This is a genomic window from Streptomyces sp. NPDC104371, from assembly GCF_055583785.1.
This window is the reverse complement of sequence record NZ_JBVJNF010000001.1, coordinates 297357-317976: the sequence shown is the minus strand read 5'-3', so window position 1 is coordinate 317976 and position 20620 is coordinate 297357. Positions and strand designations below refer to the sequence as shown.

18 protein-coding genes and 1 riboswitch are annotated in these 20620 nt (G+C 70.5%); of the genes, 11 read left to right on the top strand and 7 right to left on the bottom strand.

Translation table 11 applies throughout. The annotated features are described in order from the left end of the window. Positions 1 to 116: 116 nt before the first annotated feature. Together ACZ60T_RS01460 and ACZ60T_RS01455 are read right to left on the bottom strand one after the other, a co-directional pair. Complete coding sequence (locus ACZ60T_RS01460; RefSeq protein WP_469663447.1) at positions 117 to 716, bottom strand: GNAT family N-acetyltransferase; 600 nt, start codon at positions 714 to 716, stop codon at positions 117 to 119. Positions 717 to 793: 77 nt separating this feature from the next. Then, positions 794 to 1642, bottom strand: a complete 849-nt coding sequence (locus ACZ60T_RS01455) for a helix-turn-helix transcriptional regulator (protein WP_469663445.1) — start codon at positions 1640 to 1642, stop codon at positions 794 to 796. Positions 1643 to 1736: 94 nt separating this feature from the next. On the opposite strand from ACZ60T_RS01455, the gene ACZ60T_RS01450 reads away from it, so the two are divergent. Both ACZ60T_RS01450 and ACZ60T_RS01445 read left to right on the top strand, forming a co-directional pair. After that, positions 1737 to 2936 carry an MFS transporter gene (locus ACZ60T_RS01450; protein ID WP_469663443.1) on the top strand — a complete coding sequence of 400 codons (1200 nt, stop codon included), beginning with the start codon at positions 1737 to 1739 and terminating at the stop codon, positions 2934 to 2936. Between the two features lie 182 nt (positions 2937 to 3118). Continuing rightward, entirely contained in the window at positions 3119 to 3955 is an 837-nt protein-coding gene (locus ACZ60T_RS01445) for an SDR family NAD(P)-dependent oxidoreductase (protein ID WP_469663442.1), read from the top strand. Here the strand turns inward: ACZ60T_RS01445 and ACZ60T_RS01440 are convergent, their stop codons facing one another. Both ACZ60T_RS01440 and ACZ60T_RS01435 read right to left on the bottom strand, forming a co-directional pair. Then, the gene (locus tag ACZ60T_RS01440) at positions 3956 to 5092 is read right to left on the bottom strand and encodes an acyl-CoA dehydrogenase family protein (protein WP_469663440.1); all 1137 of its coding nucleotides are present in this window, start codon (positions 5090 to 5092) and stop codon (positions 3956 to 3958) included. A gap of 281 nt (positions 5093 to 5373) precedes the next feature. Further along, the gene (locus tag ACZ60T_RS01435; RefSeq protein WP_469663438.1) at positions 5374 to 9705 is read right to left on the bottom strand and encodes a S8 family serine peptidase; all 4332 of its coding nucleotides are present in this window, start codon (positions 9703 to 9705) and stop codon (positions 5374 to 5376) included. 191 nt (positions 9706 to 9896) lie between these two features. Here ACZ60T_RS01435 and ACZ60T_RS01430 point away from each other — a divergent pair, with 191 nt between their 5' ends. Beyond that, positions 9897 to 10925, top strand: a complete 1029-nt coding sequence (locus ACZ60T_RS01430) for a helix-turn-helix domain-containing protein (RefSeq protein ID WP_469663436.1) — start codon at positions 9897 to 9899, stop codon at positions 10923 to 10925. A gap of 109 nt (positions 10926 to 11034) precedes the next feature. Then, entirely contained in the window at positions 11035 to 11352 is a 318-nt protein-coding gene (locus tag ACZ60T_RS01425; RefSeq protein ID WP_469663434.1) for a hypothetical protein, read from the top strand. Positions 11353 to 11375: 23 nt separating this feature from the next. Here the strand turns inward: ACZ60T_RS01425 and ACZ60T_RS01420 are convergent, their stop codons facing one another. Beyond that, positions 11376 to 12014 carry a TetR/AcrR family transcriptional regulator gene (locus ACZ60T_RS01420; RefSeq protein ID WP_469663432.1) on the bottom strand — a complete coding sequence of 213 codons (639 nt, stop codon included), beginning with the start codon at positions 12012 to 12014 and terminating at the stop codon, positions 11376 to 11378. 262 nt (positions 12015 to 12276) lie between these two features. On the opposite strand from ACZ60T_RS01420, the gene ACZ60T_RS01415 reads away from it, so the two are divergent. Beyond that, positions 12277 to 12834, top strand: a complete 558-nt coding sequence (locus tag ACZ60T_RS01415; RefSeq protein WP_469663430.1) for a TetR/AcrR family transcriptional regulator — start codon at positions 12277 to 12279, stop codon at positions 12832 to 12834. A 148-nt stretch (positions 12835 to 12982) separates the two neighbouring features. Continuing rightward, positions 12983 to 15181 carry an MMPL family transporter gene (locus ACZ60T_RS01410; protein WP_469663428.1) on the top strand — a complete coding sequence of 733 codons (2199 nt, stop codon included), beginning with the start codon at positions 12983 to 12985 and terminating at the stop codon, positions 15179 to 15181. Between the two features lie 230 nt (positions 15182 to 15411). Here ACZ60T_RS01410 and ACZ60T_RS01405 read toward each other — a convergent pair whose 3' ends face one another. After that, on the bottom strand, positions 15412 to 16032 hold the full coding sequence (locus tag ACZ60T_RS01405; protein ID WP_469663426.1) for a TetR/AcrR family transcriptional regulator: 621 nt from the start codon (positions 16030 to 16032) through the stop codon (positions 15412 to 15414). A 73-nt stretch (positions 16033 to 16105) separates the two neighbouring features. On the opposite strand from ACZ60T_RS01405, the gene ACZ60T_RS01400 reads away from it, so the two are divergent. Further along, positions 16106 to 16933 (top strand): class I SAM-dependent methyltransferase, encoded by an 828-nt coding sequence (locus ACZ60T_RS01400; protein WP_469663424.1) that lies wholly within the window; start codon positions 16106 to 16108, stop codon positions 16931 to 16933. 96 nt (positions 16934 to 17029) lie between these two features. Here the strand turns inward: ACZ60T_RS01400 and ACZ60T_RS01395 are convergent, their stop codons facing one another. Then, positions 17030 to 17215 carry a hypothetical protein gene (locus tag ACZ60T_RS01395; protein ID WP_469663422.1) on the bottom strand — a complete coding sequence of 62 codons (186 nt, stop codon included), beginning with the start codon at positions 17213 to 17215 and terminating at the stop codon, positions 17030 to 17032. A 108-nt stretch (positions 17216 to 17323) separates the two neighbouring features. Here ACZ60T_RS01395 and ACZ60T_RS01390 point away from each other — a divergent pair, with 108 nt between their 5' ends. The 4 genes from ACZ60T_RS01390 to ACZ60T_RS01375 all read left to right on the top strand — a co-directional run bounded on the left by ACZ60T_RS01390 (position 17324) and on the right by ACZ60T_RS01375 (position 20245). Next, positions 17324 to 18094: an HAD hydrolase family protein gene (locus ACZ60T_RS01390; protein ID WP_469663420.1), complete on the top strand. Its 771-nt coding sequence runs from the start codon at positions 17324 to 17326 to the stop codon at positions 18092 to 18094. An 82-nt stretch (positions 18095 to 18176) separates the two neighbouring features. Next, positions 18177 to 18677: a hypothetical protein gene (locus ACZ60T_RS01385; RefSeq protein WP_469663418.1), complete on the top strand. Its 501-nt coding sequence runs from the start codon at positions 18177 to 18179 to the stop codon at positions 18675 to 18677. Positions 18678 to 18926: 249 nt separating this feature from the next. Beyond that, positions 18927 to 19610, top strand: a complete 684-nt coding sequence (locus tag ACZ60T_RS01380) for a hypothetical protein (RefSeq protein WP_469663416.1) — start codon at positions 18927 to 18929, stop codon at positions 19608 to 19610. Then, positions 19607 to 20245, top strand: coding sequence for a hypothetical protein (locus ACZ60T_RS01375; protein ID WP_469663414.1), 639 nt, complete (start codon positions 19607 to 19609; stop codon positions 20243 to 20245). The genes ACZ60T_RS01380 and ACZ60T_RS01375 overlap by 4 nt, the downstream gene beginning before the upstream one ends. Before the next feature lie 95 nt (positions 20246 to 20340). Next, a riboswitch (cobalamin riboswitch) is annotated at positions 20341 to 20514 on the top strand. The last annotated feature ends 106 nt before the right edge of the window (positions 20515 to 20620 follow it).

Sequence of the window (20620 nt, the reverse complement as noted above, 5' to 3'; positions counted from 1 at the left end):
TCGCAGCCGTCGCTCACCCTGAGCAAGCAGGTGCGCACGGCCAAAGAGCGTGGCGGGGCGCGAGGCATGTACGACGCGTCGGACGAGCAGCCCAGGCAACGCCTGGCGGCGGGCGCTCAGGCCCCGTCAGCCTGCTGGCTCTGGAACCACTCCGGCGCCAGGATCGACATCACCGTCGCGTCCACCCACGTGCCGTCCCACAGCAGCGCGTCGCGCAGGACACCCTCGGTGACGAATCCCGCCTTCTCGTAGGCGCGGCGAGCCCTCGGGTTGAAGGCGTAGACCTCCAGTGAGATGCGGTGCAGGCCCAGCTTCTGGAAGCCGTGTCCGACGATCAGTCGGGTCGCTTCCGTGCCCAGTCCGCGCCCGTAGCTCCCGGGTACGAGACAGATGCGGAAGTTGCAGCTCTCGTTGTCCGGGTCCCACTCGTTGAGCACCACCTCGCCGACGACGTTCCCCGTCGTCCGCTCGACCACGGCAAGGTCCAGCCGGTCGTCCTGAGCCCCACGGGTGTCGTACCAGGTGCGTATGCGTGCCTCGTCGAGTTCGCCGTCGTCATGGCTGCCGGTCAGCCGTGATGTCTCCACGTCCTGGAACATCGGCATCAACGCGGGCACGTCATCCACCGTGACCGGCCGCAGCAGGACCCGATCCCCGCTCAGCGTGGGCTTGTCGAGGAAGCCGGGGCACGGAGCGCTACTCGCATGATCAGCCATGGCCGCATTGTGCCCGGCCACTCCGTCCGGTGTCCTCCCGTTTTCGACCCAAGCCGCCTGGTCACCGGAGGTAGTGGTTACAGCAGGGGTGGTTCGGGGGAGTCGGTGACCAGGCGGGTCAGCGCCCGCTCGTCCCTGTCGGTGGCGGGCATGAACACCACCAGATGCTGACTGGGGTTCTCTGCCACATCCAACTTCGTGTAGTTCAGGTTCAGTTGGCCTGCCGTGGGGTGGCTGAAGCGCTTCATCGTGGGCCGGAACGCCTGTACGGGGTGCTCGGACCACAGGGTGCGGAACTGGCTGCTGGTCTTGGTCAGGGTGTCGATGAGTTCCTGGGGGCGTGGGTCCTCGGGGTGCTTGCCGACGGCGATCCTGAACTGACCGAGGATGTCGCGGACTTCGCGTTGCCAGTCGACCAGCAGCGACTGCATCTGAGGGCGGGTGAACAGCAGCCAGATGCTGTTGCGCTCCTCCGGGGGAAGGTGGTGGAGGCCGCCCACGAGGGTCGCGTAGGCACGGTTGGCGGCCAGCAGGTCCCAGTAGTCGTTGGTGACGTGCGCGGGGTTCGGGTCGAGGGATTCCACCAGCTTCCGCAGGGTCGGGCTGATGGTCCCCGACTGCGGTTGCGGCTGCTCGGCCGGTAACGCCGTCTCCGCCAGCGTGAACAGATGCCGCCGCTCGGCCGGAGTCAACTTCAGTGTCTGCGCGAGGGCTTCGAGGACCTGTCGGCTGACCCGGATGTCCCGGCCCTGCTCCAGCCAGGTGTACCAGGTCAGGCTCACTCCGGAGAGCTGGGCGACCTCCTCGCGCCGCAACCCCGGGGTACGGCGCCGAGACCCCGGGTTCAGGCCGAACTGCTCAGGGGAGAGCATGCCTCGCCGGGACTTGAGAAACGCCGCCAGAAGCTCACGCTGCATGCCCGCCATACATGGACCCTCTCTCCACGCCTGTCCTGGTGGTCATTACACCAGCATGATCGCCCCTCTGTACCCCCTTCGCCGGACGCCGCATTCTCGTTCCGTGACCACGTCAACCACCACCATGATCCCCACCCTGGCGCCCTCAACTCCCGCCTGGGGCAAGCCCGTTGCCGTACTCGCCCTCGGCTCCTTCGCCATGGGAACGGACTCTTTCGTCCTGGCCGGCATCCTGCCCCAGATCGCGGACGGCCTGCACATCTCCACCGGCGCCGCCGGTCAGACCATCACCGCCTTCGCCCTCACCTACGCCCTCGCCGCACCCTTCCTCGCCGTACTGACCAGCCGACTGCCCCGCAAGCCTCTCCTCGCCGTCGCCCTCACCCTGTTCGTCCTCGCCAACCTCGCCTCCGCCGCCGCAACCGACCTCACCCTGCTGCTCACCGCCCGCGTCATCGCCGGACTCGGCGCGGCCCTCTACACCCCCAACGCCTCCGCCGCAGCGGCCACGCTCGCCGGACCCGCCCACCGGGGCCGCGCACTGTCGGTGATCCTGGGCGGCCTGACCGTCGGTACCGTCTTCGGTGTCCCCGTGGGCACCTTCATCGGACAGCACCTGTCCTGGCAGGCCAGCCTCGTCTTCGTCGCCGCGGTCGGCGCGCTCGCCCTGCTCGGCGTCCTGGTCGTCCTGCCCGCCCTCCCGATCCCGCCCGCGATCCCCCTCACCCAGCGCTTCGCTGTCATGGCCGACCGCCGCGTCCTGGCCATGGTCGCCTTCATGCTCCTGACCAGCGGTGCCGGCATCCTGATCTACACCTACACCGCCACCGTGCTCGGACAGATCGCCCACATCCACGGCACCCAGCTCGCCGCCGCCCTGCTCGCCTGGGGCATCGGCGGTGTCTTCGGCTCCTTCGGCAGCGGCTGGCTCACCGACCGGCTGGGCGCCGAACGCACCCTCACCCTCGCCATCGCCCTGCTGATCGCCACCCTCGCGGCACTGACGGTCAGCACCTCCTTCGTCGCCGTGCTGATCGTCATGGTGCTCAACGGCGCCGCGGGCTGGGCCGCTTCGACCCCCAACAACCACCGGCTCACCGAGCTGGCACCGAATCTCCCCAGCGTCGTCATCTCCTTCAACTCCTCCGGTATCTACCTGGGCCAGGCCCTCGGCGCGGCCCTCGGCGGCATCCTGCTCGACGACGGCGTCACCGCCCGCGTCCTGTGCCTGACCGGCGCGGGCATCGCACTCCTGGCCGCCGTCGTCCACCTGCTGATCCCGCGCCCGACCCCGAAGCACTGAACGAAGCGAAGGGGCACACACCTGCGGGTCGCACCACCGCGCACACGTGGGCCCCACCACCGCGCACATGCGGACCCCACCACCACGCACACGCGGGCCCACCACCGCGCACCCGTACCCCCACCCGCGCCCCACACCCGTACCGCACTCGCGCAGCACACCACTCACCGAAAGGCCGACAGATGACCGACCTCAGCGACCGCACCATCTTCCTCACCGGAGCCACCGACGGCCTCGGCCGCGCCGTCGCCGAAGAACTCGCCTCCCGCGGTGCCACCCTGATCCTGCACGGCCGCAGCAGAGCCAAAGGTGACCAGTTGCTGGCCGAGTTGCGCGCCTCCACCGGCAACCGCGAACTCAGCTACGAGACGGCCGACTTCTCCTGCCTCCAGGAGATCCAGGACCTCGCCACCCGCCTGCTGGCATACGACCGGCTGGACACCCTGGTCAACAACGCCGGTATGGGTGTGGAACTGCGACGCCGCGAGAGTCAGGAAGGCCACGAGCTGACCTTCCAGGTCGACTACCTCGCCTGCCACATCCTCAGCGTCCGCCTGGCCCCGCTCCTGGCCCGCAACGCCCCGGCCCGCATCATCAACGTCACCTCGGCAGGCCAGGCCGCCATCGACTTCGACGACGTCATGCTGCGACAGCGCTGGAGCGGCGAACAGGCCTATTGCCAGGCCAAACTCGCCCAGATCATCCTCACCTTCGACCTGGCGGCCACCCTGGAGAACGACGGCGTGACCGTCAACGCCCTCCACCCGGCCTCGTACATGCCCACCAAGATCGTCACCCACCTCTACACACCGCAGAGCAGCGTTGCCGAAGGCACCGAGAACCTCCTGCGCCTCGTCGAGGACCCCCGGTACGCGCACCGCACCGGCCGCTACCTCAACCGCGCCGACGAAGTACGCGCCCACTACCAGGCGTACGACGAAGAAGCCCGCCTCGCCCTGCGCTCCACCAGCGCCGCCCTCACGGGCACGCCCTTCCCCCGTACCGCAACGGTCTGTTGATCACGGCGCCAGGTCGAGGAACTCCCAATGGGCTTGGGGCTGTGCACCGGTGAGCCACTTCCCGCAGTTCTGCAGAACCATCGGACTGGAGGTGACGTGTTGCGTACCCGTGCCGAGATCACGCAGGAACCGGTCGATCGGCCCGCGCCGGATCGCCGTCGTCCCCGCCCATCGATGCATCGTCTGACCCACGTCGTACGCGGTCCGCGTAGCGTGGTTGAGTACCAGCCTGAGCAGGGTGTCCTGTTCGGTGCTCAGCAACTCGCCCGCGTCCAGGGTGCGTTCGATGTCCTGCCACACCTCCGTCGCCCACGCCCGCGCGGAACGCAGCCTGGCTTCGGCGGTCGCGTACTCCGCGTGGAACTGCGCGGTGTCGACAACGGCGTTACGGGTGCCGGTCTTGGCCGCGGCGACCGACTTCAGCTCGTCGAGCAGGCGCCGTCCGACGCCGAATGCCCAGCCGGTGTGCCCGATCGCGGACATGTTGACCAGGCCGAGGCGGTAGATCGCGCCGCCATGGGCGGGAGTTGTCGTCGTGGCGAGATACGTGTGCGTCGCCGGTACGTACACATCGGCGCAGTAGTAGTCGATACTGTGCGTCGCGCGCAGCCCGAGCACATCCCAGTTGTCGACGAGTTCCACCTGTGACTTCGGCATCGCCAGCACCCGCAACTCCCCGGTGCCCTCGACCTGGATCGCGCTGTGGATGTGCGTGGCGTGCGCCACTCCGGAGGCGAACTGCCAACTGCCGCTCACCAGATAGCCGTTCTCCACCGGAACGGCGCGGCCCGGCCGGGTGCCGTGCCCCGCCAACAACGCGTGGTCCCCACCGGCGGTGTCGGGGAACAGGTCCGCCGCCGCGACGGCACCGAGATAGGCCGCGGTGGTACCGGTGACCATCTGCAGCGCCATCATCGTCCAACCGGCCGCGGCATCGTGGTAGCTGACCCGCTCGATCGTCTCGATCAGTTGGCGCGGGGAGAACTCGTAGCCACCGAGGTCCTTGGGCAGTCCGGCCCGGACGATCCCGGTGTCCAGCAGGGCCCGCGCGGTGTCCTCGGTGAGTCTGCCGAGTTCCTCGGCCGCGCCCGCGCTCGCCTCAAGTGCCCCGCCGAGCGCGTCGATCCGCTGGAGCATCGCGGGACATTCCGAGCTGACATGTAATCCGGCCGAGTCCGCCATGGACGATCGCTCCTCGCTGTCGGTACCGAGCCAGCGTCACTGTAGCGAGAAGCCGCACCCTTCCCCAGCCCGCACGGCCGCCGGGTGCGATTCCAGGCCGAGGCCGCGCGGCGGATCCCACATCGGCCCGCTGCCCGCAGCGTCACCGGGCCACCCAGGAGCGCACGGTGACAGCGGTGCGGGCGCGGTAGCCACGGTGGCCGCCGCGCCCGCACCACGGGCTCTGTGCTGTCGGCTCAGCCGGTCCGCAGGCGGTGCACCCCTCCCATCTCGGTGCCGGCGTAGAGCCAGTCACCGTTCGGGCTGATGGTCATCGAGATCACGTCCAGGTTCTGCAGGCCACCGGAGACATTGGTCCAACTGCGCCCGCCGTCGGTGCTGCGCAGCACTCCACGACCGCCCTTGACCAGGTCGTTCGCGGTGAACGACGAGGTACCCGCGTAGATCGTGTCCGGGTTCTTCGGGGAGAGGACGATCTCCGAGACACGCAGAGGCAGTGGCCCGGTGTCCGCGGTGCGGAAGTGCGCGCCGCCGTCGTCGCTGACCCGGAGCGTGGAGCCGCCGATCACCAGGCGTCTGCCGTCCTTGGAGAGGGTGATGGCGGTGACCGCGCCGTCGGCGACCTTGGTGACGGTGGTGCCGAAGTCGTCCGAGCGGTACAGCCCGTCCGCCGCGCCCAGCCACAGCCGGTCGGGGTCGCGGGGGTCGGTGGCGACCGCCCGGAACAGCCGGTCCTGGTAGAGCTTCTTCCAGGTCGCGCCGCCGTCCAGGGTCCGGTAGACCCCGGGGCCGGCGAGGCTCGAGAAGGTGACGGCCACCCGGTCGTCGTCGACCGGGCCCACCGCCAGGTTCAGCGGTGTCTCGTTGGTCCGGCCGCGCTCCTGCCAGGTCTTCCCCGCGTCGTCGCTGCGAGAGACGTAGAAGCTGGACAGGGCGTCCTTGCGGATCTTCCAGACCGTGTCCGGGTGCTTGGGCGAGACGGCGAGCTGGCCGATCTTCCGTCCGAAGTACGCCTCCGATCCGCTCAGTCCCCACTCGGCGGTCCGCGGGGTGACCGGCCCGGTCGGCAGGGCGGTGCGGTAGATCTCGGAGTCGGTGCCGGCCAGCAGTTGCGGACCGTCGGACGCGTTCAGGACCGCCAGGTCGTAGGCGCTGACCCCTTGGACCCCCACGCGCCGCGGGTCGCTGCCGTCCTTGCCGGTGGTGAACATCCCGGCTCCCGGAGCGGACCACAGCAGGGAGCCGCCGGTCCAGGGCGAGAGGTCGGACATCACCGAGCCGCTGATGGGCTTGTTCACCACCGACCAGGACGCGCCGTGGTCCCGGCTGAGGTGCTGCTGCGCCCCGACCGTGAAGACGGCGAGGGTGCCCTTGGCCAAGGTGATCGACTGGAGCCCGCCGTCCTCGACTTGGCGCAGCTCCTTCCAATGGCCGCCGCCGTCCCGGGAGCCCACGACCTGGTCTTCGGTGATCACGGCGACCAGGTCCGCGTCGGCGGTCAGACCCCGCAGGCGTTCCTGGGCGGGTGCGTCGTACACGCGTTCCGCGGCCGGTGCCTCGTGGGCGTCCAGTACGCCGGGCAGCTTCCACACCGAGGCGGGGCCGCCCAGGTAGAGCGAGTCACCGCCGATCGCGGCGTCCAGGACCTCCGTGCCGAGCGGGTTCGGCCGCTCGGTCCAGGTGTCGCCGCCGTCGTGGCTGAGCAGCACCGCGTCCGCGGTGACCAGCGCGAGGACGCGGGACTTGGGGTCGCCGACCAGGGCGTAGAGATGGGTGTCGGGAACGTCCAGGCGCTGCCAGGTCTGTCCGCTGTCGCGGCTGCGCAGGAGCTGCCCCTGGTAGGTGAAGTCGAGCACGCTGTTCATGCCGCCGCCGGTCTGGGCGTTGACGGCGTACCAGAGGGTGTCCGGATGGCGGGCGTCGGTCAGCGCGGAGCCGGTGCCGTTCGCCACCGGCAGCCGGGAGAGCTGCCGCCAGGTCGCTCCGGCGTCGTCGGTCATCCAGGGGGCCCGGTTGACGTACTGCGTCAGGACCGCGGTGGACGGCTGGGCCTCCGTGGTGGCGATGTTGCCCGCGGCTCCGTTGGGCCCGATCGGCTCCCACCGTCGGCCGCCGGGCCGGTTGTCCTCCGGCAGCACCTCGAAGGCGGAACGGCCGCGCAGCCGCTCGCCGCTCGCGGTGTCGGCGCGCACCGAGACGGTGTACGTGCCCGCGCGGTCGCCGTCGAGCCGCGCCCGGTACCAGGTGCCGTGGTCGAGCTCGGCCACGATGTCGACCGGGCGGCCCTTCGGGGGAGTCACGGTCACGGTCGGGGGAGCGGCGAGCGGGGTGGGGCTGAAGACGAACGCGGTGGACTGACCGTCACTGGGATCCGGTGAGGTCTGCACCACCAGCGGCCGGACCGCCAGCAGGTAGGGCACCCGCAGGTTCGGCTCGCCGGTCCGCTCCGGGTCGGCGACCAGCCAGCCCGCGAGGTCACGGTCGGCGCTCGTGCCGACGTCGCCGGACACCCGTACGGTGACGGACCGGGTGCCCCCGGCGGGGATGGTCACCCGGGCCGGGCTGACGTGGGCGTCGCCCGCGTCCTTCCCGGCCGCCCGGGTGCTCAGCCGCAGCGTCGTCGACCGGTCGGAGGTGTTGCGCAGGGTGACCTTGCCGCTGCGAGCGACCCGGTCCCGTGAGAGGTCCGCGAGACCCAGCGAGAGGGAGGTCGGGGAGGCGATGACGGTGGCGTCGGCCGCGTCCGCGACGTCCAGCCGACCGGCGCCCTGCGCGGTCGTCGGAGCGTCCTCGACCGGGGTGGCCGAGCCGATCAGCCGGGCGCGGATCTCCTCCGCCGAGGCGCCGGGCTCCAGTTGGCGCAGCAGAGCGGCGGAGGCGGCGACGTGCGGGGCCGCCATGCTGGTGCCGGAGAGCCGGTAACTCCCAGGCTCCCACTGCTCCTTGGGCCAGGTGGAGCGGATCTCCACGCCGGGCGCCACCAGGTCGGGCGCCAACTGGAAGTCGGGGCCGGGGCCGCGCGAGCTGAACGAGGCGATCCGGTCGGTCACATCCTGGCCGGAGACGGATATCTCCACCTTCCCCTTGGCCAGGGCCGTGCTCAGCTCAGGCCACTGCGTCTCGGCCAGGCCCAGGACCGTGATCTTGTCCATCCGGAAGCTGTCCCCGGACTGCCGGGCGCCCACGTCCACTTGTACGGTGCCGGGGGCGGCCGGATCTCCGGTGCCTGCCTCGGTGCGCTGTGGGGCGAGGACCGGGCCGCCGCTGGACTCGGCGTATCCGAGCAGGGCGATCGCGCCGCGCTCCTCGGCCAGCCGCGCCTGCTCCAGCATGAGCGACGAGACGTACGACAGGCTCTGCGGCAGGATCGCGCGGTAGGCGACGACCTTGCCGGTCACATCGCCGACCCGGTCGTAGTCCTCCTCGGTCCCGTCACCGACGTCGACCAGCTCGCCGGTCACCGGCTTACGCGGCGGGTTGGCCGAGTACGGCGCGCGGTAGGTCTGGAGCAACTCCCGGCGTGGGGTGACCATATGGGCGGTGGGCAGGGTGAGCCCGCTGGTGGAGGCGCCGACCGAGAGCACGCCGTCGGCGAGGGCCGGGGTGCCCACGGTGCCGACGCCGGGGCCGCTGTTCCCGGCCGCCGCGACGACCACAACTCCCAGCTTGGTGGCGGCGGTTGCGGCGAGCCCCAAGGGGTCGGTGCCGTCGCCCGGCCCGCCCAGGCTCAGGTTGACCACGTCGGCGCGGTGCGGGTTCGCGGGGTCCACCGCGGCCTCCAGGCCGGCGATGATGTCCGAGGTGTAGCCGGCGCCGTCGGCGTCCAGCACCTTGTACGCGGTGAGTTGCGCCTCGGGGGCGACACCGAGCACCCCGTCCGGCCGCTGTCCGTCGGCCGCGATGATGCCCGCGACATGCGTGCCGTGGCCGTTGTCGTCCGTCGGATCGTCGTCGTTGTTGACGAAGTCGTGCCCGCCGACGACCTTGTGGACCGGGCCGAAGCCGCCGCCGAGGTCGGGGTGGCTGTAGTCGATGCCCGTGTCGATCACGGCGATGGTGGTGCCCGCGCCGCGGGCCTTGGTACCGCCGGGGTCCTTGCGCTGCCAGACCTGGGAGGCGCCGATCAGGTCGACGCTGGTGTCGGTGCTGGCCCGCATCCGGGTGTCGTCGAGTACCGCGGAGACGCCGGGCAGTTCGGCCAGCCGCTTCCGGTCGTCCGGTGACACGGTGAGAGCCACGCCGTTGACCAGCCCGGTGAGCTTCTTCCGGGGAGTGGCCTTGATCCCGGCGTCGTGCACGGCGGTGAGGAACCGATCCTGGGCGGTGCGCAGTTCGGCACGCCGGTCCCGTACCTCGCGCACCGCGGAGGCGGAGACCTCGCCGCGGGTGTCGATCCGCGCCTGGTCCACCGACTGGAGGGCGGGGCCGCCGTCGAGTCGCACCAGGACCCGCTCGGCGGCGCTTGCGGAGGTGGCGGCTGCTCGTGGGCTGCCTTGAACGGCAAGCCCGCTCAGGGCTACGGCAAAGGCCGTGGCCAGCACGGCAGTTCGTCTTCGTGAGAGGCGCATCGTCCAGTCGTAGCGAGCCACCGGTGTGATCGGCAACGCCGGGTGAAGTCCCCTTGCGGCCATTGGCACTCATAGGCCACGATCACGTTCCACAACACGGGGGAACTGATGTGGAGTTGGTCGCTCCCTGCTGAACTGACCCAGATCGAGGCGGACTTCGAGCGCGGCCATGGCGGTGTCTGGGAGGTGGCATGGAAGAACCCGACGACAGCGGCAGCCTGAAGGCGGTCGGAGTGCCCCGGTTCGACGAGTGTGTGTACCGGACGCTGCTCGGCCATCGCGACGCCACCCCCGCCGAGTTGGGCAGGGAGTTGGGCCTGCCCGCGGACCGGGTGGACCGCGCGCTCACCCGGCTGCGGCTCCAGGGACTGGTGAGCCGGTTGTCCGGGCGCCGACGGCGCTACACCGCCATCGAGCCGGACGCGGCGGTGGAGGCGTTGGTACGCCATCGCACCACGCAGTTGGAGGCGGTGCGCACCACCGCGGTGGAACTGTCGTCGCTGTTCCACTCGGTCCAACGCGGGGACGGCCGGGGCGGCGCCGTGGAACTGCTGGAGGGACCCCAGGCGTTGGGCCGCTGGTTCGTCCGGCTCCAGCACCAGGTCCACGAGGAGATGCTGGTACTGGACCGGCCGCCGTACGTGCTGGCGCAGAGCAACCCGGTCGAACCGGCCAGCCTGGCGGGTGGGGTGCGGTGGCGGGGGATCTACACGCCGGAAGCGCTGGAGGTTCCGGGCGCGATGGAGGAGATCGAGAGGCTGGCGGGGTTCGGTGAGGAGAGCCGGGTGCTGCCGAATCTCCCGATGAAGCTGGCGATCGCCGACCGCCAGGTGGCGCTGCTGCCGCTCAGCCTGGACCTGGACACCTCCCGCGCCCTGCTCGTCCGGGAGTCGACCCTGCTGAACGCGCTGATCGACCTCTTCGAGTGCTACTGGGAACGGGCGCTGCCGCTCGTACCCGGCGGGCGGCCCGCGACCGGTGGGCCGCATGCGGCGGGCGGCCCGGACTCCGACGACCTGGCGGCCCCTGACGGCCCGGACGAGGCGGACCGCGCGCTGGTCGCGCTCCTGGCCAGCGGCATGACCGACGCCGCGATCGCCCGCCGCCTGGGCCTGTCCACCCGCACCATGCGCCGCCGCACCCGCAGGCTGTTCGACGAACTGTCCGCGAGCAATCGCTTCCAGGCGGGAATCCAGGCGGCCCGCCGGGGTTGGCTGTAGGCCGACGGCGCGTGACGTTACGAAGTCCGGGCGCGCGCCGGGGCCGAGCGGTCCGGCGGGCTGTCGCTGTCGCGCGCATCCGGTACCGGGAGGGGAGCCGCCCGAGGCCTTGCTCGCGCGTGGCCGGACGGTGGTGATCGCGGCCGAGGGGCGCATCGTCCCTGATCGCGAACGCCGCGACGGTGTCGGGGAGTTGTGTGGCGGCGCCGCCTGGCTCGCCCGCCGCGCCTCCGAGTCGGTGGTGCTCACGCTGACCGGGACGGACGACGTGTGGCCGGTGGAGCGCACACTGCCGCGCTGGAGCGCGCGGAACCGGCCCGCCGTCACCGTTCGCGCGCGTAGGTTCCTCGTGGCCCCTGACGTGAAAGGGGCTGCCCTCACCGCGGCCATCAGCGCGACGATGTCCGAACTCATCGAGTGTGCTTGACCGGTGCTCGCCGGTCCGCGCGTCTACTGTGCGGCTGAGCTGTCGTCCGGCTGGGCCTGTGTGTCCACACACAACCCGTGCAGGAACATGTCCAGGAACCGGTCGCGTACGCCTTGCGGGCTGACCCCGCGCAAGCGGGCGAGGTACGTGCAGAAGCCCGCGATGGCGGCGGCGAAGGACTCCGCGGCCACGGCCACGTCGACGCCGGGCCTCAGTTCGCCGCGTTCCCGTGCGTCGTCGAGGACTTCCACCACGACGGCCAACTGCTGGTCCACGCAGTCGCGTCGGAACACCGCGTAGAGGTCGGGATAGTCGGGGAGTTCGATGGAACAGCGGGCGGCGATCACCCAGCGGGGACTGTCGAGGGTCTCCGCGACGGCGTCGTAGAGGATCCGCATGTCCTCGGCGAGGCTGCCGGTGCGGGGTGCGCGCAGGGGCACCGACAGCGTGGACAGGCCGGCCACGATCAGGTCGTCACGCTCGGGCCACCGGGAGTAGAGCGTGCGCTTGGCGACCTTCGCGCGTGCGGCGACGGAGTTGATGGTGAAGCCGGCGACGCCGTTCTCGGCCAGTTCGTCCACGACGGCGCGAAGTATGCGCTCGTCGGCCCCGCGGTCGCGGGGGCGGCCGGGCTTCGCCGGGGCCGGGGACGTGCTCGCCATGTGTGTCGCCTCCTGGATCTGCTGTGGTCCCAGTCTCTCAGGTGAAGTGCGCGCTGAGCCGCGGGGCGTCCGGCGCCGCGAAAGCCCCGGTGAGCCATTTCACTACCGAAACGGTTTCGTATTCATTGTCGGCGGGGTTAGTCTGCTGTCGTGCGAAACGGTTCTGTTTCGATAAGGATGCGGGTGATTCACTGTGGCCGGGCGTACGACAACCACGGCTGTGGCCGAACGAGGTGGCACACCGCGCGGGCGCCGCACGCGGATGACGCCGGAGCGAGAGGCGGAACTGTATGCCGCCATCCTCGATCTCCTCGGGGAAGTCGGCTACGAGGCGCTCACCATGGACGCCATCGCCGCGCGCACCCACTCCAGCAAGGCGACCCTCTACCGCCAGTGGACGGGCAAGCCGGAGTTGGTCGCCAAGGCGCTGCGCCACCAGAAGCCCGTCACCCTCGCCGAGATCGACACCGGCACACTGCGTGGTGACCTGTCTGCCATGGTGTCGCGACTGGACGACCAGCAGATGGAGAAGGACACCGCGCTCATGCGCGGTCTCATCCACGCTGTCCAGACCGACCCCGACCTCCTCCAAGCGCTGCGTGAGCTGTTCGTCGCGCCGGAACTGACCGGGCTGGACGTGCTGTTGACGCGGGCGGTCGACCGGGGGGAGGTCAGAGCGGACACTCCCGCCCTGGCCTACGTACCCCATCTGCTGCTCGGCGCCCTGATGTTCCAGCCGCTGGTCGCGGACAAGCCGGCCGACCCGGCCTTCCTGCGCGGCTACATCGACGCCGTGGTCCTGCCCGCCCTCGGGCTGTGATCCGGCCGCGCGGCACCGTCTGACGTAAGCCCTCCTCCTCGGCAGCCCTGCCCCTCGACTCCGCCCGACGTACGCGGTTCTCGCCGTCGGGGCGGCTCCCCCTGCCCTCTTTCGTCCATCCGACAACCCGACCGGGAGCAACTTCCTCGTGGCCATATTCCTCTACAGACTCGGCCGGTGGTCCTTCCGCAAGCGACGTCTCGTCGCCCTGCTGTGGGTAGCCCTGCTGGCCGTGGCCGGTGTCGGCGCGGTCAGCGCCGGCTCCACAGGCAACAACACCTTCTCCATTCCCGGCACCGAGGCGCAGAAGGCGTTCGATCTGCTGGACGAACGCTTCCCGGACATGCACGCGGACGGCGCTCAGGCGAACATCGTCTTCCGGGCCCCGGCGGGCGAGAAGATCACCGCCTCGGACAACAAGAGGACGGTCGAGGCGGCCGTGGCCGAACTCGGCCGCGGCAACAGACAAGTCGCCGCCGTCCTCGACCCGTTCACGGCACATGCCGTCAGCCAGGACGGCACCACCGCCTATGTGGTGGTCTCCTACAACGTGCAGTTCAGCGAGATGTCCCACACATCCCTGGACACGCTGGACCAGGTCCTCGACGAAGGGCGGCACGCGGGGTTGACCGTTGAGGCGGGCGGCACGGCTCTGGCGGAGATTCCGGAGGCCGGGGCCGCCGAGATCATCGGGATCGCGCTGGCGGCCGTCGTCCTGGTGATCACCTTCGGCTCGCTCGTCGCATCGGGTCTGCCCCTGGTCACCGCGATCATCGGTGTCGGTATCGGTGTCGCCTCGATCATGGCGCTCACCGAGGTCCTCGACCTGTCCAGCACCACCCCGACGCTCGCCTCGATGATCGGTCTCGCGGTCGGCATCGACTACGCGCTGTTCATCGTCTCCCGCTACCGGTCCGAACTCGCCGAGGGCCGCGACCGGGAGGAGGCCGCGGGCCTCGCGGTCGGCACGGCGGGCTCCGCGGTCGTCTTCGCGGGCCTCACCGTCCTGATCGCGCTCGCCGCACTGGCCGTCGTCAACATCCCGTTGCTGACCAAGATGGGCCTGGCCGCGGCCGGCACGGTCGCCATCGCGGTGATCATCGCGCTCACCCTGGTCCCCGCACTGCTCGGCTTCGCGGGCCGACGCGTCCTGGGCCGCAAGGATCGCAAGGGAACGCGCGCCACCGGGCTTCCCGCGAAGCCCAACATGGGCACCCGGTGGGCACGCTTCGTCCTGCGCCGCCCGGTCACCGTCCTGCTCACCGCCGTGGTCGCCCTCGGTGTGATCGCTGTCCCGGTCGGTGACCTGACGATGGGTCTGCCCGGCGATGGAGACCAGCCGCTCAGTACCACCCAGCGCAAGGCGTACGACATGATCGCCGAGAGCTTCGGCCCCGGCGTGAACGGTCCTCTGCTGGTGACCGTGGACGCGGCGGCCGACGGCGGTGACATCAAGGCCGAGGCCGCCCGGGTGAGCAAGACGATCACCGGGCTGAAGGACGTCGCGGCCGTCGGACCCGCCACCTTCGACAAGGCGGGGCGGACCGCCATCCTCACGGTCGTCCCGACCACCGCGCCCGACAGCGGCAGGACGGAGACGCTCCTGGCCGACATCCGCCACCGCACCGACAACAACGTCATGGTCACCGGGATGACGGCCATGAAGGTCGACGTGTCGGACAAGCTCAACTCCGCACTTGCCCCGTACCTGGCTCTCGTGGTCGGCCTGGCGTTCGTGCTGCTGACCCTGGTGTTCCGCTCGATCCTCGTCCCGCTCAAGGCGGCCCTCGGGTTCCTTCTGTCGGTGGCGGCTTCACTCGGGGCCGTCGTCGCGGTTTTCCAATGGGGCTGGGCCGCCGACCTGTTCGGTGTCGAACAGACCAGCCCGATCATGAGCATGATGCCGATCTTCATGGTGGGCGTCGTCTTCGGCCTGGCCATGGACTACGAGGTGTTCCTGGTGACCCGCATGCGCGAGGCATACGTCCACGGCGAGAGCCCCCGCCAGGCCGTGGTCACCGGATTCCGCCACGGAGCCCGTGTCGTCACCGCCGCCGCGGCCATCATGATCTGCGTCTTCGCCGGATTCATCGGCTCCAACGACCCCATGGTCAAGATGATCGGCTTCGGCCTCGCGTTCGCCGTCTTCGCCGACGCCTTCCTCGTCCGTATGACCATCGTCCCGGCCGTGCTCGCCCTCCTCGGCCAGCGCGCCTGGTGGCTCCCGAAGTGGCTCGACAAGGTACTGCCCAACGTCGACGTGGAGGGCGAGGGCCTCGTCAAGCATCCCGAGGCCGGATCCCGGGCCTCGGGTGAGGAACACGAGACTGCCGAGATCCGGGTCTGACACCCCCGGCCGCGCCGGACCGTGGGGACGGGCCAGGCGCGCCGCGAAGCCCGGCAGTGGTCGAACCGAACGGCCGACCACTGCCGGGCCGATTCGTTCCCTGGAGCCGGAGTCCTACTGAGGTACGGGGTCCGGCGCGAAGGTGGCCTATGGGGAGCACGCTCAGCAGGGACGTATCTCCGTCGCGTCGACGCGACGCCAGGACGTCGTGACCGGGGGTACGCCAGGGTCTATGCCTCGCAGGGGAGGTCGGTCGGTCGTCGTTGTACGGCGTCGGCGATGACCGCCGTCACGAGCTTGTTGACGGCTGACGTGGTGGGCGGGCCGGGGTCGCGGTCCGCGAAGAGGAGATGCCCGCCACCGACCAGGGAGAGAGTGAGCGAGTCGATATCGGCGTCGGCCGCGATGCGGCCTCGGTCACGCTCGTCGGAGAGGTACGCGGCGACCGCGGTCGTGGCCTGGGCGAGGATCGCGATGCCCCCTCCGGGCGTGGCCTGCCGCAGCCGTGCGCGCAGCTCGTCCCGGAAGGTGATGAGCGGGATGATGGCCACCGGAATCGGTCCGAACAGGGCCGTCAGCGCGGTGGCGAGGTTGTCGGCCACCGTGCCCGTGCCGGCGGACTCGCGCAGCGCACTCGCCTGCGTCTCGAGCCGCGCGGCCCGGTCGAGCACGAGGGCGGTGAGGAAGGCGTCGAAGTCGGCGAAGTACCGATGCAGGACGCCTTTGGCACAGCCCGCCTCGTCGGTGACGGCCCGGCTGGTCAGTCCGTTCGGTCCGTCCCGCAGAAGCACGCGCTCGGCGGCGTCGAACAGTTGCTGCCGCGCGTCTCGAAGGTGCACCCCAGTCGGCACTCGCAGATCCTCTCGTACGGTCGGCCCGTCGGCATCCGTTGCCTAGTGGGCGCGTGCCCACTAGGGTGGGCGCATGCCCATTTTACCGCGAGAGCAGCCCGAACTTCCCCCGGTGGAGCCGCATTTGGCGCGGCGGACGGCCGAATCGTTCGGCGTGGACGCCCCACGCTACGACCAGGCCCGGCCCGGCTACCCCGACGCGCTGGTAGCGCGGATCGTCGCGGGGAGCCCCGGTCCTGACGTGCTCGACATCGGCTGCGGCACCGGCATCGCGGCCCGCCAGTTCCAAGCCGCCGGGTGCGCCGTGCTCGGCGTCGAACCCGACGCGCGGATGGCCGACTTCGCGCGAGCTCGTGGCCTGGAGGTCGAGGTGGCGGCCTTCGAAGCCTGGCAGTCGGCCGGTCGGACGTACGACGTGGTCATCGCCGCGCAGTCGTGGCACTGGGTGGATCCGGTCGCGGGCACCGTGAAGGCGGCCCGTCTGCTGCGTCCAGGGGGACGGCTGGCGATCTTCGGGCACGTGTACGAGCCGCCCGCCGAGGTGGCCGAACCGTTCGCCGCTGCCTTGCGGCGGACGGCGCCCGACTCCCCACTCAGCGGCCAACCGTCCCGACGCCCGCTCGACCTCTACCAGGCGGCGTACGCGAAGTTCGGCGACAGGATCCGGGAGACCGAACAGTTCGAGGACCCCGAACAGTGGCGATTCGACTGGGAGCGGTCCTATACGCGCGACCAATGGCTGGAGCTGCTCCCTACCACCGGAGGCCTCACCCGGCTCCATCCTGATCAACAGGCCGAGATACTGGACACGGTGGGACGCGCCATCGACTCTCTGGGCGGTGGCTTCACGATGGGCTACACCACCCTGGCCGCGACCGCCGTACGTACCGGCGCGTCCTGAGCCTGTCCGCCGCGGGTCGTTTCCCTCCCGCTCGAAGACAGGCGGTTCGCCGAGCAGACCGTAGACGCTCTCGTACGCGGCCAACCGCCCGTCTCCTCAGGCCTCTTGCCACTCGGCGAGCAAGGCGGCGACCAGTGCCTTGTCGCCGGGCCCAGCCGGATTCCTCGCCCCAGAAGCGGCAGCGCCAGCCGACGGTGCCGTCGTCATGGTCAGCCTGACGATCTCCTGGTCGCCGTGGTGAAGTCGCCAGATACGGTCGGTGGTCAGGTCCTGATCGGTCATGTCCCCATGATGGCGATCACCACTGACAGACAGGGGACGAGGGCATCGCCCCGTACGCACCCGGCAGGTGGTAGATCGCGCACGGTACAGACTCGATACGATCTCGCCGTGACCACTTCCAGCGCCCGCACCACAGTCTTCGACATCGACGGCACGCTCTGCTTCGACGGACAGACGATCGACAGCCGGATCATCGCCGCCATCGAGACCTGCGAACGCGCCGGTCACCAGTTGGTCTTCGCCTCCGCCCGGCCGGTCCGCGACCTGCTGCCCGTTCTCGACGGGGCCTTCCCCACCGCCACGCTGATCGGTGGGAACGGCAGCCTTGTCTCCGTCGACGGCCAGGTGCGGGCGCGGGCCGCGTTCGAGGCCGGTGACCTCGGCAAGCTGCTGATCGAGGCCGACCGGTTCCAGGCGGGCTACCTCGCCGACGGCCCTTGGGACTATGCCTACACCGGTCCGGCCGACCACCCGATCCTCGGCCGCGTCGACCAAGGCCGCCTCGCCCGCCGGGTCGACCTCGCGGACCTCCCCGCCGTCGTGAAGTTCCTCGTGGTCGACGCGACCGACATGGCAGCCCTCGCCGAGGCGTGCCGCGTGCTCGGGATGACCGTCAACCACCACCTCGACGAGGCGATCATCGACTTCGCCCCGGGCACCACGAACAAGTGGGAGGCCCTGACCTCTCTGGGCATCGACCAGTACAACGCCTTCGGCAACGACATCAACGACCTCGACCTGCTGCGCAACGCGCGGCACTCGGTCCGCGTCGGCGCCCACCCCGGCCTGGACGACATCGCCCGTGTCACCGTCACCCCCGACCCGAGCGCCGTCGCCGCCGAGATCTCCAGACTCGCCACAGCGACACCCGCGGCCTGAGCCTCTTGTCTCCGGCTGGTTGCGCATCCACATGAGGACACGGTTGCAAGGGGGAGCAATGAAGCGGAGTGCACTGCGAGCGGTGGCGATCCTGGGCCTGTCAGGGGTGCTCATCACGGGCTGCAGCGATTCCGAAGACGTGAATCGCTCGGACCGGCCCTCGGCCTCCCCTTCGCCGTCGAGTGAGCCGGTCTCAGCGAAGGGGCAAGCCGCCGAGGGTGTGAAGCTCGCCCTTGAGGAGCGAATCTCGACGGATGAGCAGCGGTTCGGTTCGGGCGCGAACTCTCCCTGCTCGACGTCGTCGCCGCAGATGTTCACCGCGAAGTGCAAGGCGGCAGCCGATGCCACATCCGACGCTGCGGGCCTTGCCTTGAGCGAGATCGATGGGCGCCAAGGATTCGCGACGCTCGATTCCGCTGCCCGCAAGATCCAAGCTGCCGTGCGTACCTACGAAACCCTGGGATGCGCCCAGGAGCCGACGCGAGCGGACACCCGTGAGGCATGTCTGGATCCGGCTGCCGTGATCGCGCAGGGGTTCGCGGACCTGCGCAGTGGGGCCAACTTGGGTCTGGCCGGTAAGTAGCTCTGAAGAGAGGGCTGTTGACCGTCAGGGCGGTGGCGGTGACGCCCGCGGCGACCGCACACCGCGTCCGTGCCCACGCCCAGTCGGCCGGGCCTGCCAACCCGGTACAACAGCGCCCGTCGTCGCCAGGTGGTGTGGATCACGGACAGGGCGTCGATCGCATGTGTACCGTCCACCGGGGCACTTGGGCCCCGTGGCGCGTCGAAAGGCAGGGGCGGGGGAGTGGGGCAGAGAGCCTACGGGCAGGTCATGCGAGTCATCGCCTGCGCGCTGATGGTGTGGCAGGTCTGGATGGTGTGGCACATCGCCAGCCATGAGGCGTCCACCGTCCGCTGGACCTGCGACGCGGCCGAAGGCTGCGCCAGCGATCAGTTCGCCGCCGGGGCCTCCTTCGTCGGAGCGGTCTGCGCCCTCGTCCTCGGTCTGCTCTCCGCCCGGTTCCTGCACCGTGCCACGCCCGGCGCGGTGGTCGCGCTTTGCGCCGTCGCCTGCGCTGCCGGTTGGTACGACGCGGTCGCGGACGGCCAGGTCGAGTACGACACCGTCACCGGCTTCCACCTCTTCTTCCCGCTCGGCCGGTTCTCCGTCTCGGGATGGCTCACCTTCCTCTGGTCCGTCGCGGCGGCGGGCTGCCTCGCCGCATGCTGGGGCGCGGCCGTGAGCCTGCGCCGCACCGCCGGGCTGCGCAGGCTCTCCCGCCGTTACGCCACAGCCGACGCGGTGCTGGAGGGCTGGCGGTCGGTGGGCCGCAAGCGCGGCGAAGTCACCGTGGTCTTCGAGGACTTGGCCGGGGTTCGCCACGAGGTCCCCGCCGTCGTGGAACGCGTCGCCCTCCGGCGTGACGTCCTCGCCGTGTACGACACCGACCGCCCCGGCGACCCCGTACGCACCCGGGTCGCCGTACCCCGCCGAAAGCTGCTGCGCCTCTCATGAACCGAAACCGCTCCCTGGCCGCCGCCCGCAGGCTCTTCAGCAGCCCTGTCAGCCTGCTGTCCACCGTCCTCGCGGGACTCGCGTTCGCCGCGCTGGTCCAGGGCGCCGCGCACGGCCCCCGCTGGCTGCTGCTGACGGGGTTGCCCGCGACGGCCCTGGCGCTGGCGGTGTTCGGCAAGGCGGGTGAGCCGTCCCGGTCGGACCTCATGATCCCCGCGCTGCGCTCCGGCGGACCCCGCGCCTTCGCGCCCGCCGTGGTCCACTCGGTGAAGTCCGTACACAAGGAGACCGGTCGGCCCGCCATCGACGGACGGGCACCGGGCTCGGTGTTCGCCTTCGACCTGACCGTGGTGCCCGACGGCCGTCCCGCCTATCGGATCCAGGTCCGTCACCCGCTCGATGTGCAGGGGCTGCTGCACCGGTCGGGGGCGGTAGTCGAGTACGACCCCGAGCAGCCCTGGAGGGTCGTCATCCCCGACAACCCGCCGCGCGAGTGGCTGGCTCGCGCGAGCAGCCTCACCCCGCCCGCCGAGGTGAAGCGGTACGCCACCGGGGTACCGGCCGGCCTGGGGACCCTCGTGGCGAGCGTGGTCTTCGCGGTCGCCCTGCTCGTGCTCGTCCGACTGCTGGGCTGAACCCGCCGTCGGCCCCCGTCCGCACCTCGGACCGACGCCGCCCCACCTCGAACATCCCGCACCGCTGGATTTACTAGGACGTCCAACTATATAGTCGTGAGTACAAGGCCCGCGGTGCAGGGAAGCCGGTGTGATTCCGGCGCGGTCCCGCCACTGTGACCGGGGAGTACGCCGTCGAGCAGGACGCCACTGACGAGCTGGATGTCGGGAAGGCGGACGGCGCGCGCTGATCCGGAAGTCAGGATACCGGCCGCGGGATGTTCCGTGTTGTCCACGAGGATGGAGCTGACACGCATGGCACCGGTGTATACCCACGACCCTGGTGAGCCCGCCGTCTGACGGGGCTTCCGGCCATACGCGATCTCGCGCCCCGGC

What these genes read in the sequence shown, in the direction of transcription:
- ACZ60T_RS01460 (WP_469663447.1), bottom strand. Translation starts at nt 716, where the DNA reads ATGGCTGATCATGCGAGTAGCGCTCCGTGCCCCGGCTTCCTCGACAAG.
- ACZ60T_RS01455 (WP_469663445.1), bottom strand. Translation starts at nt 1,642, where the DNA reads ATGGCGGGCATGCAGCGTGAGCTTCTGGCGGCGTTTCTCAAGTCCCGG.
- ACZ60T_RS01445 (WP_469663442.1), top strand. Translation starts at nt 3,119, where the DNA reads ATGACCGACCTCAGCGACCGCACCATCTTCCTCACCGGAGCCACCGAC.
- ACZ60T_RS01440 (WP_469663440.1), bottom strand. Translation starts at nt 5,092, where the DNA reads ATGCTCCAGCGGATCGACGCGCTCGGCGGGGCACTTGAGGCGAGCGCG.
- ACZ60T_RS01435 (WP_469663438.1), bottom strand. Translation starts at nt 9,705, where the DNA reads ATGCGCCTCTCACGAAGACGAACTGCCGTGCTGGCCACGGCCTTTGCC.
- ACZ60T_RS01430 (WP_469663436.1), top strand. Translation starts at nt 9,897, where the DNA reads ATGGAAGAACCCGACGACAGCGGCAGCCTGAAGGCGGTCGGAGTGCCC.
- ACZ60T_RS01420 (WP_469663432.1), bottom strand. Translation starts at nt 12,014, where the DNA reads ATGGCGAGCACGTCCCCGGCCCCGGCGAAGCCCGGCCGCCCCCGCGAC.
- ACZ60T_RS01415 (WP_469663430.1), top strand. Translation starts at nt 12,277, where the DNA reads ATGACGCCGGAGCGAGAGGCGGAACTGTATGCCGCCATCCTCGATCTC.
- ACZ60T_RS01400 (WP_469663424.1), top strand. Translation starts at nt 16,106, where the DNA reads ATGCCCATTTTACCGCGAGAGCAGCCCGAACTTCCCCCGGTGGAGCCG.
- ACZ60T_RS01395 (WP_469663422.1), bottom strand. Translation starts at nt 17,215, where the DNA reads ATGACCGATCAGGACCTGACCACCGACCGTATCTGGCGACTTCACCAC.
- ACZ60T_RS01380 (WP_469663416.1), top strand. Translation starts at nt 18,927, where the DNA reads ATGCGAGTCATCGCCTGCGCGCTGATGGTGTGGCAGGTCTGGATGGTG.
- ACZ60T_RS01375 (WP_469663414.1), top strand. Translation starts at nt 19,607, where the DNA reads ATGAACCGAAACCGCTCCCTGGCCGCCGCCCGCAGGCTCTTCAGCAGC.